The organism is Enterococcus sp. DIV2449a (assembly GCF_051711225.1).
GTDB lineage: Bacteria > Bacillota > Bacilli > Lactobacillales > Enterococcaceae > Enterococcus_D > Enterococcus_D casseliflavus.
This window is the reverse complement of the sequence record NZ_JBIOME010000001.1, coordinates 3,378,747-3,393,378: the sequence shown is the minus strand read 5'-3', so window position 1 is coordinate 3,393,378 and position 14,632 is coordinate 3,378,747. Positions and strand designations below refer to the sequence as shown.

Genomic DNA, 14,632 nt, shown 5'->3' with positions numbered 1-14,632 from the left:
AGGTTGAAGACAATAGAAAAGAGGAAAATCATGAAAAAGAAAGTAACGTTTTTTCTGATGTTTGTTTTTTTAGGCACAATGTTGGCAGCCTGTGGCAGTGATCAGGAAGCAACGACGCTGCGCGAAGAACCATATTTTCAAGAAGAATTTTTATTAGGCACGTATACTCGGATTCGCATTTATGATGAAGGCAAAGAGGACGCTATGAAGCCTGCCTTTGACCGCATCAGAGAGTTAGGCGATAAAATCACCATCAACCAAGCAGGGTCAGAGATCGATGAAATCAATGCGCAAGCTGGCATCAAGCCAGTGAAGGTCTCAGATGATATCTATTATTTGTTGAAAGAAGCCTATGATTATAGTGTGAAATCAGAAGGCGGCTTTAATATGGCCATCGGTGCGATCACCCAATTGTGGCGAATCGGCTTTGATGATGCCCGCAAGCCAGAACAATCTGAGATCGATGAAGCGTTGAAACATATCAATTATGAACAAGTCGAGTTTAACGACGAAGACCACACGGTGTATTTAAAAGACAAGGACATGATCCTTGACCTTGGGGCGATCGCCAAAGGCTACATCACGGATGAAGTCGTCAAAGTGCTGAAGGACAATGGCGTGACTTCCGCGATCGTCGATTTGGGCGGGAATGTCTATGTGTTAGGTCATAGCAACCGCGGTGCAGATGAGCCATGGAATGTCGGAATCCAAGATCCAAACAAATCTCGCGGCTCGATTATCGGCAGTATCAAAGAAACCAATAAAACAGTAGTTACTTCAGGGATCTACGAACGCTACTTAGAAGTAGACGGCAAAACGTATCACCATATTTTTGATTCTGAGACTGGCTATCCTTACGATAGCGATGTAGCAAGTGTGACTGTGATCACTGACAAATCCATCGATGGTGACGGGTTGACTACGGTGGCGTTTGATAAAGGAGTCAAAGAAGGCTTGGCTTATATCGAACAGCATACCGAAAAGGGAACCGATGCGATCTTTATCACAAAAGAAGATAAAGTGTACGTAACAGACGGCATCAAAGATACCTTTGAGCTTTCAGAGGAATCAGGCTACACGATGGGTGATCGTGCTGATTTAGAATAGGAGGAGTGAAAGATGTCTCTTTCAGTGTTTTTAGAAGTGGTGGAGATCCGCACCAAGGTGGCGAGTGTCTTCCCCTTCATTATGGGTGTGTTGTTCTCGTTGGTGTATTTTCATGAATTTCATCCGTTGAATACTGTGATTTTTTTTCTGGGGATGCTGCTGTTTGATTTGACGACGACGTCCATCAACAATTATATGGATTTCAAAAAAGCCAAATCAGAGACCTACAAATACCAGCACAATGTGATCGGGCGCGAAAACATCTCAGAAGCTACTGTTCGCAATCTGATTTTTGCGATGCTGGCAGGAACCTTACTGATCGGTCTTTACTTGACCTTTGTTACCGGCTGGCTGCTGCTAGTGATGGGGCTGGTGGTTTGTTTTATCGGGGTCTTTTATACCTTTGGCCCCATTCCGTTATCTCGGATGCCTTTAGGCGAGGTATTCAGCGGTGTAACGATGGGATTAGGGATTTTTGCCATCACGATCTATATCAATACCATTGATCAAAAAGTGTTTTATCTGGCACTGGATTTTGCGAACGGAACCTTTGGCTTAGTGGGGAACCTCTGGGCCGTGTGCGCCATCGTGTTGGCATCCTTGCCGTTGATTTTCACGATTGCTGACATCATGTTAGCCAATAATTTACGGGATCTGGAAGCTGATATCGAAAACCATCGCTATACGCTGGTGTACTACATCGGTCGCGAAGCAGGTATCCGTCTGTTTCAAGGCATGATGTTGGCGTCTTATGCCGCTATTTTATTGGGCCTCTTGTTTGGACTCTTTCAATGGCCGATATTGCTCGTGTTTCTGACACTGCCAAAAATCCGCCAAAACTTGAAAGAACATCAAGCCAGCCTGCCGCACCCACGTAGCTTCGGCTATTCGATTAAAAACATGATTTTATTCAACAGCAGCTATGCCTTGGGCTTGCTTTTGTGCCTGCTGTGGCAATTGCTGTAAAAGAAAAGGGACTGTGACATAAGTCCATAGAAGAAAACCGCAAGAAATGACGAGAAATCGTTCATTTCTTGCGGTTTTTTGGGTAAAATAAAAAGGAGCACCGGTTGCCGCCAATGCCCCATCATTTAATCCTGAAAGGACTAAACAAAATGTATACTAATTATAACATGAATCAACTCACTTTGGATCTATCTACTTCATTTTCTCCAAAAGAAAATCATGTCGCCGTTTTTATCCATGAACTGGTCGAAGCGCTTCAGATTAATGACCCCTATCTTTTTGGTCGACCAAGAGAATATGATTTAGGTGCCATGATGAAGTTGGTTCTTTTTGCGTATACACGAGAAACCTTTACAAGTCGCAAGATTGAACGCTTAGCTGAAGAAAACCTCTATGCTCGTTGGTTGACGCAAGAACGGGTTCCAACTTATCGAACGATCGCCCGTTTTTGTGTATCTAACGATGTGCAGGAGTTGACCAATAAAGGCTTAGATCAGTTGACAGAGTATCTGCGTGCACGGAATCTGATTGATGATGCGTTGTTTATTGACGGTACAAAAATCTTGGCAGATGCGAATAAGTACAGCTTTGTCTGGAAGAAAAACACGATCCGATTCGATCAAATGAATCGCGAAAAACTGCTTACTATGATGACGGAACTAAGAGAAGCGTATGCCCTGAAACAGATTCCCGAAGGGACGTCCTTGACAGTAGACATGATAGATGAACTGTTAACACGGATGGAACTACGTCTGGAAGAACTAGAAAAAGAAGTTGAGGCAACGAAACGTCTTTCGCCAAATCCAGCGAAACAACAACGGCGAACGTTGAAAAGCCAAGTACGCAAATTAAATACAAAACGAGAAAAACTTCTGGAACATCAAACGCAGTTTTCTACTTATGGGACAAGAAACAGTTATTCAAAAACTGATCATGATGCGACATTCATGCGCGTAAAAGAAGACCCTATGAAAAATGGCCAACTTAAGCCTGCGTATAACCTGCAGTTCGCTACTTGTAATCAATTTGTACTCGGCTACGATGTCTTTCAAAACCCAACAGACACTAAGACATTGAAACCATTACTGGAAAAGATGAAGATTGCACAAAAGTCCCCTCATTATTTGGTCGCCGATGCAGGCTATGGTTCAGAAAGCAATTACCGCTATATAGAAGATGAACTTCCCCAGCATACTGCACTGATTCCTTATGGAACGATGTTTAAAGAACAAAGCAAGAAATGGCAGACAGATGATCGGAAAGTAATGAATTGGGATTATGAGCCTAAGGAGGACTTTTACATCGACCCCAAAGGGGTACGATTTAATTTTCATGCTTACCGTCAACGAACAGATGCGGATGGCTTTGTCCGAGATTTTAAAGAATACCAAGCAGAAAAAACGGATGCGAACCAAGCGCTCATTCCTGAAGCCTTAACCCCAAAGGGGAATCGCAGAAAGATCACTGTAAATCCGTCTTGGGAATACCATAAAGAAAAACAAAAAGAGCGCTTATTAACGCCTGAAATTCAAAAAATATATGGTCGGAGAAAGATCGACGTGGAAACAGTCTTCGGATTTATGAAGGCTTGTTTGGGTTTCACTCGATACACGGTTCGGGGCTTAGAAAAAGTCAGAAAACAGACGGGTTTACTCATTACGGCAATCAATATGATGAAATTGACAAAAATTGGTACTTGAACTACCCAAAATGAATAAAAAAAACAAGGAGCATTCGAAAAATCACATGATTTTCGAGTGCTCCTTATATTTTGGAGAGCGTAACTAGTTAACTTATGTCACGCCCCCTTTTTTATGTAGGGAATGAAAGAGCGCATAAAAACTGTAGAAAAGACATGATAAAAGAACAAGCATCCTACTTAGTATGAAAAGATGAGGCTCGCTTTCTCAGCGATCCTGATTGCAACAGTAAAGTTTTGGTGACAGTGGCTAAACCCGATAGAAAGGGGAGCTGCCTAGGTTGTTCTTTTGTATGACCCCTCGGAATAAGCAGGTCTGTTTATGGAGCATTTATGCTTGACTGATTCCTTACGAAAGCAGCGAATCAGCAAGCGGATTTGCGACTTTTTGCAGCATCAATACCGTTCCAAACTGATTTCTCCAGAAGAAAGCACCTTGCGCTCCGTTGCTGTTTCCACCACTAATTCACCGGTGTTAGTAATGTCTTTGGCGATTCCTTCATAGGTCACACCTTGTTGTGTAAACTGAACGGTGCGGCCCAAAACGAAGGATTTCTGCCGATAGCGGGCCATATAATCCATGTCAGGCAGCTGCGCCAATAATTGGAAGAACCGACGCCAAATTTCTTGAATCAACGCGGCTCGAGAAAAGGTTGGATACTCTTCACCAGGAAAGAGTGAGGTCGCTTTTTCCCGAATCTCTGCTGGAAACTGCTGTTGCGGAATCGAAAAACTGATGCCGATACCGATAACAACCGAGGTAATGCGGCCTGTTTCAAAGTCACTGGTTGCTTCAGACAAAATACCGCAGATTTTTTTTCCATCTAAGTACAGATCGTTGACCCACTTAAGGGCTGTTTCCTTCATTAGAAGGGCATCGATGGCTTCTGCGACTGCCACCGCAGCCAAAACGGTATATTGCGGCAATTCTTGAAACGCTTGGTTTGGTTTTAAGAGCAAGCTCATGTAGATTCCTTGTTTTTTCGGTGAGAAAAACGGTCGTTCGAAGCGGCCATGGCCGCCTGTTTGTGTTTCGGTCAAAAAAAGGGCGGGGGTTGCCAGTCCACTGTCCAAAGCGGCGATCTTGGCTTCTTTCATGGTGGACTCAACAGCATCCTTGATTTGAATCGTGGGGATCATCGGCAAGGCGGCTGCAAGTGCTGCTTGATCGTAGCGGTCAGCGGAGACAAAGCGATAGCCGTTGGCCAAGTGTTCGAAATGATAGCCTTCTTTCTCAAGTTCTTTAATGGCTTTCCAGACTGCTGTACGAGAGATCGACAAGGCTTGGGCTAGTTTTTCTCCGGACAGTACAGTATCTTCTTTTTGTAATAAGGTCAGTATTTTTTCTTTTGTCGTCATAAGGATATCCTTCCTAATGTTTCACGTGTAACGTTTTCGTTAGCATAGCAAGAAATCGGCAAAAAGCAAAGTAGTTTCTTACGAAAAACAGTCCGCACTCGGTTCGTTTTTTTCTTTAGAAAATCTTAGGAAATGGGTGCGTCAGAAAAGCATTGTAACTTCCAATGAAAGCTTGACAGAAAAGTGCTTCGTCTGTATAATAAGGAGTTGCAAAAACTATCTGAACGAAAAAAGCAGAAACGAAATATTGTCCGTTTCGGCTTAGGAATAAGGAAACAAAAGTAGAAAATGCCCAATGCATCCGTTCTATTTTTGGTTTTTTTTTGCCTAAAAGCCGCAAAAAATGCTTTCTGTAACCTATATTTAATATTTGTTACAGTTTTGTAAATAATCGGATAGCCTTTTTGAAAGACTTTATGAAGAGGTGAAGAGCTTGGCTGGACACGTAGTAAAATACGGAAAGCATCGCGAACGTAGAAGTTTCGCACGGATCAGTGAAGTATTAGAATTACCGAATTTGATTGAAATTCAAACCGACTCTTACCAATGGTTCCTAGATGAGGGCCTAAGAGAAATGTTTGAAGATATTTTGCCAATCGAAGGATTCAACGGTAACTTGTCCCTAGAATTTGTGGATTATGAATTGAAAGAACCAAAGTATACAGTAGAAGAAGCCCGTGCCCATGATGCAAACTATTCGGCACCATTACATGTTACTTTGCGTTTGACGAACCGTGAAACTGGGGAAATCAAATCCCAAGAAGTATTCTTTGGTGATTTCCCATTAATGACTGAACAAGGAACCTTTATCATCAACGGGGCAGAACGGGTTATCGTTTCTCAGTTGGTCCGCTCTCCAGGTGTATATTTCCATGGCAAAGTCGATAAAAACGGCAAAGAAGGCTTTGGTTCAACTGTTATCCCTAACCGCGGTGCGTGGTTAGAAATGGAAACTGATGCCAAAGATATCTCTTACGTACGGATTGACCGTACCCGTAAAATTCCTTTGACGGTCTTAGTCCGTGCCCTAGGGTTTGGTTCTGATGACACGATCTTTGAAATTTTCGGCGACAGTGAATCATTGCGCAACACGATCGAAAAAGACTTGCATAAAAACGCAAGCGATTCTCGTACCGAAGAAGGATTGAAAGATGTTTACGAACGTCTTCGTCCAGGCGAGCCAAAAACAGCAGACAGCTCACGCAGCTTGCTGAACGCACGTTTCTTCGATCCAAAACGTTACGACTTAGCAAATGTTGGTCGTTACAAAGTAAACAAAAAATTAGACTTGAAAACACGTCTATTGAACTTGACCTTAGCAGAAACCTTGGTTGACCCTGAAACAGGCGAAATCATTGTTGAAAAAGGAACTGTTTTGACTCACCAAGTCATGGAAACACTAGGCGCATTTATCGATAATGGCCTAAACAGTGTAACGTACTACCCATCAGAAGATGGGGTCGTTACCGAACCAATGACCGTCCAAGTCATCAAAGTCTTTTCACCAAAAGATCCAGAACAAGAAGTCAACGTGATCGGTAATGGCTATCCAGATACTGCTACACGTACGGTTCGTCCAGCGGATATCATTGCTTCAATGAGCTACTTCTTCAACTTGATGGAAGGCATTGGCAATGTCGATGACATCGACCACTTAGGAAACCGTCGGATTCGTTCTGTTGGTGAATTATTGCAAAACCAATTCCGGATCGGGCTTGCTCGGATGGAGCGTGTCGTGCGTGAACGGATGTCGATCCAAGACACCGAAACCTTGACACCGCAACAATTGATCAACATTCGTCCGGTTGTCGCAAGTATCAAAGAATTCTTTGGTTCTTCTCAGTTGTCACAGTTCATGGACCAAACAAACCCACTGGGTGAGTTGACCCATAAACGTCGTCTATCTGCCTTAGGACCTGGTGGTTTGACCCGTGACCGTGCCGGCTATGAAGTCCGAGACGTTCACTATTCCCACTATGGCCGTATGTGTCCGATCGAAACGCCTGAGGGACCAAACATCGGGTTGATCAACAGCTTGGCCTCTTATGCCAAAGTCAACAAGTATGGCTTCATTGAAACACCATACCGTCGAGTTGACCGCGAAACAGGCCGTGTTACTGACAAGATCGATTACTTGACTGCCGATACCGAAGACCACTACGTTGTGGCCCAAGCAAACAGCTTGTTAAATGAAGACGGCTCTTTCGTAAACGACGTTGTTATGGCGCGTGCTACTTCTGAAAACTTGGAAGTTTCGATCGATAAAGTCGACTACATGGACGTATCACCAAAACAAGTAGTCGCAGTCGCAACCGCATGTATTCCTTTCTTGGAAAACGATGACTCCAACCGTGCCTTGATGGGTGCCAACATGCAGCGGCAAGCTGTACCATTGATCAATCCGAAAGCACCTTGGGTTGGTACTGGTATGGAATACAAATCAGCACATGACTCAGGAGCTGCTTTGTTATGTAAACATGATGGGATCGTAGAATACGTGGATGCAGCCGAAGTGCGCGTTCGTCGTGACAATGGCGCATTGGACGTTTATTCTGTTACCAAATTCCGTCGTTCAAACTCAGGAACCAGCTACAACCAACGTCCATTAGTAGCACTTGGTGAAAAAGTGGAAAAAGGCGACATCTTAGCAGATGGCCCATCTATGGAACAAGGCGAAATGGCACTAGGACAAAACGTCTTAGTCGCATTCATGACTTGGGAAGGGTACAACTATGAAGATGCCATCATCATGAGCCGTCGTTTGGTGAAAGATGATGTTTACACTTCTGTCCATATTGAAGAATATGAATCAGAAGCCCGCGACACAAAATTAGGACCTGAAGAAATCACTCGCGAAATCCCGAACGTTGGGGAAGACGCATTGAAAGACCTAGACGAAATGGGGATTATCCGCATTGGTGCGGAAGTCAAAGATGGCGATCTGCTTGTTGGGAAAGTTACGCCAAAAGGGGTAACGGAACTTTCAGCAGAAGAGCGTTTATTGCACGCAATCTTTGGTGAAAAAGCCCGCGAAGTGCGTGACACTTCTCTACGTGTGCCTCACGGCGGCGGCGGAATCGTCCACGATGTCAAAATCTTTACCCGCGAAGCTGGCGATGAATTGTCACCAGGTGTGAACATGCTGGTTCGCGTTTATATCGTTCAAAAACGGAAAATCCATGAAGGGGATAAAATGGCCGGACGTCACGGAAACAAAGGGGTCGTTTCTCGCATTATGCCAGAAGAAGACATGCCTTTCTTACCAGATGGCACACCAGTCGATATCATGCTGAACCCATTAGGGGTACCTTCTCGGATGAACATTGGACAAGTATTAGAGTTACACTTAGGAATGGCTGCGCGTCAATTAGGCATTCACGTGGCAACACCAGTCTTTGATGGAGCCAGCGATGAAGATGTTTGGGCAACCGTTGCTGAAGCAGGAATGGCCAGCGATGCCAAAACAGTGCTTTACGATGGACGTACCGGCGAACCATTTGATGGCCGCATCTCCGTTGGTGTCATGTACATGATCAAATTGGCCCACATGGTCGATGATAAATTGCATGCCCGTTCCATTGGACCTTACTCATTGGTTACTCAACAACCATTGGGAGGAAAAGCCCAATTTGGTGGACAACGTTTCGGAGAGATGGAAGTTTGGGCACTGGAAGCATACGGTGCTGCTTACACCTTGCAAGAAATCTTGACCTACAAATCAGATGACGTGGTTGGTCGTGTGAAAACATACGAAGCAATCGTCAAAGGGGAACCAATTCCAAAACCAGGTGTACCAGAATCATTCCGCGTATTAGTAAAAGAATTGCAATCACTGGGTCTAGACATGCGTGTACTAGATATCGATGATGCAGAGATCGAACTACGTGATATGGATGATGACGATGATGATTTGATCACCGTTGATGCCTTAACAAAATTTGCGGAGCAACAAACAGCCCGCGAATTAGAACAAAAAGCACAAACAGAAGCTAAAAATGCCGCCGACGCGTTGAACCAACAAATCGAGACAGCAGAAGATCGCTTGCAATAATAGACGGCCCTCGCTATTTCCGCCACCAGCGGAAATAGCCCCCGTTCTATCGGATATGTCCATGAAATGAAATGGAGGGAACCTTTTTTGATCGATGTAAATAAATTCGAAAGTATGCAAATCGGTTTGGCTTCTCCTGAAAAAATCAGAAGCTGGTCTTATGGTGAAGTAAAAAAACCAGAAACCATTAACTACCGTACGTTAAAACCTGAACGCGAAGGGTTGTTTGACGAGCGTATTTTCGGTCCAACCAAAGACTGGGAATGTGCTTGCGGCAAATACAAACGGATCCGCTATAAAGGCATCGTTTGTGACCGTTGCGGCGTGGAAGTAACACGTTCAAAAGTGCGTCGTGAACGCATGGGACACATTGAATTAGCAGCACCAGTATCACACATTTGGTACTTCAAAGGCATTCCTTCACGGATGGGTCTTGTTTTAGACATGAGCCCACGTGCATTGGAAGAAATCATCTACTTTGCTTCTTACGTAGTGATTGAACCAGGAAACACCAGCCTTGAGAAAAAACAACTATTGACTGAACGGGAATACCGTGAAAAACGTGACCAATACGGTCAAGAATTTTCAGCAGCGATGGGTGCCGAAGCCATCAAACAATTATTAGATGGCGTTGATCTTGAAGGCGAAGTTGCTGAATTGAAAGAAGAATTGAAAAACGCAACTGGTCAAAAACGGACCCGTGCGATCCGCCGTTTGGATATCTTAGAAGCATTCCGTGCTTCAGGAAACAAACCAAGCTGGATGGTCATGGACGTTATCCCAGTTATCCCGCCTGATTTGCGCCCAATGGTGCAATTAGAAGGTGGACGTTTTGCCACAAGTGACTTGAACGACTTGTATCGTCGTGTAATCAACCGTAACAACCGTTTGAAACGCTTGTTAGACTTGAATGCACCAAACATCATCGTTCAAAATGAAAAACGGATGTTGCAAGAAGCAGTCGATGCCTTGATCGATAACGGTCGTCGCGGCCGTCCAGTTGCAGGACCAGGGAACCGCCCATTGAAATCTCTTTCTCACATGTTGAAAGGGAAACAAGGTCGTTTCCGTCAAAACTTGCTAGGAAAACGGGTCGACTACTCAGGTCGTTCAGTTATCGTCGTTGGTCCATTCCTTAAAATGTACCAATGTGGTCTGCCAAAAGAAATGGCGATCGAATTGTTCAAACCATTCGTGATGCGGGAGCTTGTTTCTCGTGAAATCGCGTCAAACATCAAAAATGCCAAACGCAAAATCGAACGTCAAGAAGACGAAGTTTGGGATGTCTTAGAAGATGTCATCAAAGAACATCCAGTGCTATTGAACCGGGCACCTACGCTTCACAGATTAGGTATCCAAGCATTTGAACCAGTCTTAGTTGAAGGTCGTGCCATTCGTTTGCACCCACTTGTTTGTGAAGCCTACAATGCCGATTTCGATGGAGACCAAATGGCCGTTCACGTACCATTGAACGAAGAAGCGCAAGCAGAAGCACGTATGCTGATGTTAGCAGCCCAAAACATTTTGAATCCAAAAGACGGAAAACCAGTTGTAACACCATCTCAGGATATGGTCCTAGGGAACTACTACTTGACGATGGAAGAAGAAGGCCGTGAAGGGGAAGGCATGATCTTCCGTGACATGGACGAAGCAGTTACGGCATGGCGCAATGGCTACGTGCATTTACACACACGGATCGCCATCAATCCAAACACTTTAGGGGACAAACCATTCACGTCTGAACAAAAACAACGCTTGATGGTAACAACGGTAGGTAAAGTGATCTTCAACTCGATCATGCCGCCAGAATTCCCATTCTTGAACGAACCGACTGACTACAACTTGACGGTTCAAACACCAGACAAGTACTTTATTGAAGCTGGTACAGATGTGCCTGCCTTCATCAAAGAACAAGAGCTTGTTGGCCCATTCAAGAAGAAAAACTTAGGAAACATCATTTCAGAAGTCTTCAAACGTTTCCGCATCACTGAAACGTCACGCATGCTTGACCGCATGAAAGACTTAGGATACAGCCATTCAACAATGGCAGGTATCACCGTTGGTATCGCTGATATCATGAACTTGCACGAAAAACATGACATCATCGACAATGCCCACAAACAAGTAGAAACGATCACGAAACAATTCCGTCGTGGGTTGATTACCGATGACGAGCGTTATGAACGAGTTATTGGTGTTTGGAATGCAGCCAAAGATGAAATCCAGTTAAAACTGATGGAATCATTAGAAGCGAAAAACCCAATCTTCATGATGTCTGATTCCGGTGCCCGTGGTAACATCTCCAACTTTACTCAGCTTGCTGGGATGCGTGGATTGATGGCCGCGCCTAACGGACGAATCATGGAATTGCCGATCATCTCAAACTTCCGTGAAGGTCTATCTGTCTTGGAAATGTTTATCTCGACCCATGGTGCCCGTAAAGGGATGACCGATACCGCCTTGAAAACAGCCGATTCCGGTTACTTGACACGTCGTTTAGTTGACGTTGCCCAAGATGTCATCATCCGTGAAGACGATTGTGGTACTGACCGTGGTTTAGACATTCAAGCAATTCGCGAAGGAAACGAAATCATCGAATCCTTAGAAGAACGTTTGATTGGACGTTACACACGTAAATCAGTGATCCATCCTGAAACTGGCGAAGTCCTTCTAGGGGTCAATGAATTGATCACTGAAGATTTAGCTAAAGCCATCGTGGACGCTGGCATCGAAACAGTATCCATTCGCTCTGTCTTCACATGTAACACCAAACATGGTGTATGTAAACATTGTTATGGCCGCAACTTAGCCACTGGTTCTGAAGTTGAAGTTGGGGAAGCAGTCGGTACCATCGCTGCCCAATCAATCGGTGAACCTGGTACTCAGTTGACCATGCGTACCTTCCATACCGGCGGGGTTGCCGGAGACGATATCACGCAAGGTCTCCCTCGTGTCCAAGAAATCTTTGAAGCCCGTAATCCGAAAGGACAAGCGGTCATTACCGAAGTTACCGGAGAAGTCATCGATATCTCAGAAGACCCTTCAACTCGGACCAAAGAAGTGACCATCAAAGGGGAAACCGATACGCGTACGTATACCGTTCCTTATACTGCTCGGATGAAAGTAGCAGAAGGCGACTTTATCCATCGTGGTGCGCCATTGACGGAAGGATCGATCGATCCAAAACAACTGTTACAAGTTCGCGATGTCTTGTCTGTTGAAAACTACCTATTACGGGAAGTTCAACGCGTTTACCGGATGCAAGGGGTAGAAATCGGCGACAAACATATCGAAGTAATGGTTCGTCAAATGCTGCGTAAAGTCCGCGTCATGGATCCAGGTGATTCAGGCATCTTGCCAGGAACATTGTTGGATATCGCCGACTTTAAAGACCGCAACTACGACACATTGGTAGCCGGCGGCGTTCCTGCAACTAGCCGTCCAGTCCTATTAGGGATCACGAAAGCATCCTTGGAAACCAACAGCTTCTTGTCTGCTGCGTCCTTCCAAGAAACCACTCGTGTGTTGACCGATGCAGCGATCCGCGGCAAGAAAGATCCTCTTCTTGGATTGAAAGAAAATGTAATCATCGGTAAGATCATCCCAGCTGGTACTGGTATGCCTCGTTACCGTGAAATGGAACCAAAAGAAGTAACAGTTGCCAGCGAAAATGTCTACAGCATCTCAGACATCGAAGCACAAATGGCTGCTGAAGACGCATTGAACAGCCAAAACTAATCAATGCCCAGCACCTGATTGACTCAGTGTGACGGAAAAGCTTGTCATTCTTCGGAATGGCAAGCTTTTTTTGTAGTTATATAGGATCAAATGTTGAACGCTCTTGGCATACTAAAAAGCCCCGCCAAAAGTGAAACGAAGCTTGTATCCTCAGAAGTTGCTCTAACTTCTGAAGGGATAGCACTTCAATAGCTCCTTTTGAGGGGCTTTTTTGTTTTTCATCGGTCTTCCTACCGTTTTTGTAAATTGGCGATCCCTTTTTCCTGAATCTGCTGCGCAATAAAAGCCAAGTCATTTGAAGTCAGATTGATATCCGCATAATGAAACAGATTTTTTCTACTGGAAGGTGTCAGATTGCCGATGATCAGATCATAGGTCTCATCCAGCATAGTCAGAGAAAACGAATCGAGGGGATTTAAGATCGTGATCGTTAGCTGATAGGGAATAAACTGCTGGATCTTTGTTTGGATAAATTCCGTATGATAACTATTCGTATCATAAAACAAGGCTAAGCGAAAGCCAGCATTGGCGTCGATGATTTCTTTGGCAAAATTGGGAAAAGAAGTATGAAAAATATAAATCAGGTAATTGATCGTACTTGGTCGAATGATCGGTAAACTCGAATGGGTCAAAAGCTGAACGATGTCTTGGTTGACTGCTTGCTGAACAAAATCACAATTAGCAACAAAGCGGGCGAAGCGATCATCCAAAATGCAGTAAAGAACCTGCAGATTGATCCCAAGAAAATAGGAAAAGACGACGGCATCCAGCTTTTCTTCAAAATTGCTTTCGCGGTAGTTGTATTTTCGAAACAATTGCTTCGTCAAATGATAAAATTCTTGTTTGGTTTTGCGAAAGACAGCGGGGTCTTGCCCAATGTGCGTCGTGACATAGCCAACCATTTTTTCTACATAGGCACGGGTATAGCCAGTAAATTCACTCAAGTCGATTTTTTCTAAAAAATACTCGATATGATTCGCATTGGTTTCAGAGGCAGCAAAACGGTCACGCTTCGTATTGATATAGATGACAAAAGCGATCTTTTTGATATCGGAAAAATAGAGATTTAAGGGCGTCGCTGCTGCCATAATATGGGCGATTTTCAAAAATTCCTGTTCTTGATTGATGTTGGCGTCGATAAATTCATATTGGTATTTCTCCAAGAAGAAAATCAGAAAAAATTGGCGAATATTCTTTTCATTGCCTTTTAACTGGATAGGTTTGGTTGCGATAAAGAAATCAAAAGGAGGTAGGATCAAGTTGATCCTCTTAATTAAACGAATAATCGATGATTTGCTTAAATTTAATTCCAGCGCCAGCATATCATAACTGGTAAAACTGGAAGAAAACAATAATTCCAGTAATTGAAACGCAGAAGAACGGTTCAAAAAGTGGCTGTAAATATCCAAACGAGTAGCAAAGGGATGTAAGTGCAAGCGAACCGCTGAAAAATCATCAAATTGTAAGTCCAGAAACGAAAATTCATTGTCAATTTCTGCGATATAGGTTTTTGCTGAGGACATGGAGATAGAAAATTTCAGTGCTAAATCGTGAAGACTGGTCCCTTGATCGTCCAATAAATACTCAATCAGCTGTAGTTTCTTTTGTGAAGTGGATGATAACAATTTCCGTAACATATTTTCCTCCAAGCCTCCTTTTGACTAAATAGTATCACGTTTTTACATGTATTCAAAAAAATTACCTGTTGAATT

General features: G+C 43.9%; 7 protein-coding genes. 5 read left to right on the top strand and 2 right to left on the bottom strand.

Features of this window, described 5'->3' with window-relative positions:
* Positions 1 to 30: 30 nt before the first annotated feature.
* The 3 genes from IGI76_RS16165 (at position 31) to IGI76_RS16155 (ending at position 3,773) form a co-directional block, all read left to right on the top strand.
* The gene (locus tag IGI76_RS16165; RefSeq protein WP_005230331.1) at positions 31 to 1,107 is read left to right on the top strand and encodes an FAD:protein FMN transferase; all 1,077 of its coding nucleotides are present in this window, start codon (positions 31 to 33) and stop codon (positions 1,105 to 1,107) included.
* A gap of 12 nt (positions 1,108 to 1,119) precedes the next feature.
* Positions 1,120 to 2,073, top strand: a complete 954-nt coding sequence (gene menA, locus IGI76_RS16160; protein WP_015510612.1) for a 1,4-dihydroxy-2-naphthoate polyprenyltransferase — start codon at positions 1,120 to 1,122, stop codon at positions 2,071 to 2,073.
* Positions 2,074 to 2,222: 149 nt separating this feature from the next.
* Positions 2,223 to 3,773 (top strand): IS1182 family transposase, encoded by a 1,551-nt coding sequence (locus IGI76_RS16155; RefSeq protein WP_194185553.1) that lies wholly within the window; start codon positions 2,223 to 2,225, stop codon positions 3,771 to 3,773.
* 395 nt (positions 3,774 to 4,168) lie between these two features.
* Here the strand turns inward: IGI76_RS16155 and IGI76_RS16150 are convergent, their stop codons facing one another.
* Positions 4,169 to 5,131 (bottom strand): biotin--[acetyl-CoA-carboxylase] ligase, encoded by a 963-nt coding sequence (locus IGI76_RS16150; protein WP_081117227.1) that lies wholly within the window; start codon positions 5,129 to 5,131, stop codon positions 4,169 to 4,171.
* Between the two features lie 433 nt (positions 5,132 to 5,564).
* Between IGI76_RS16150 and rpoB the strand changes: the two genes are divergently transcribed.
* On the top strand, positions 5,565 to 9,182 hold the full coding sequence (gene rpoB, locus IGI76_RS16145; protein ID WP_008381746.1) for a DNA-directed RNA polymerase subunit beta: 3,618 nt from the start codon (positions 5,565 to 5,567) through the stop codon (positions 9,180 to 9,182).
* Positions 9,183 to 9,269: 87 nt separating this feature from the next.
* Positions 9,270 to 12,920 carry a DNA-directed RNA polymerase subunit beta' gene (rpoC, locus tag IGI76_RS16140; RefSeq protein WP_015510610.1) on the top strand — a complete coding sequence of 1,217 codons (3,651 nt, stop codon included), beginning with the start codon at positions 9,270 to 9,272 and terminating at the stop codon, positions 12,918 to 12,920.
* Positions 12,921 to 13,150: 230 nt separating this feature from the next.
* Here rpoC and IGI76_RS16135 read toward each other — a convergent pair whose 3' ends face one another.
* Positions 13,151 to 14,557 carry a helix-turn-helix domain-containing protein gene (locus IGI76_RS16135; RefSeq protein WP_333718837.1) on the bottom strand — a complete coding sequence of 469 codons (1,407 nt, stop codon included), beginning with the start codon at positions 14,555 to 14,557 and terminating at the stop codon, positions 13,151 to 13,153.
* Positions 14,558 to 14,632: the final 75 nt, after the last annotated feature.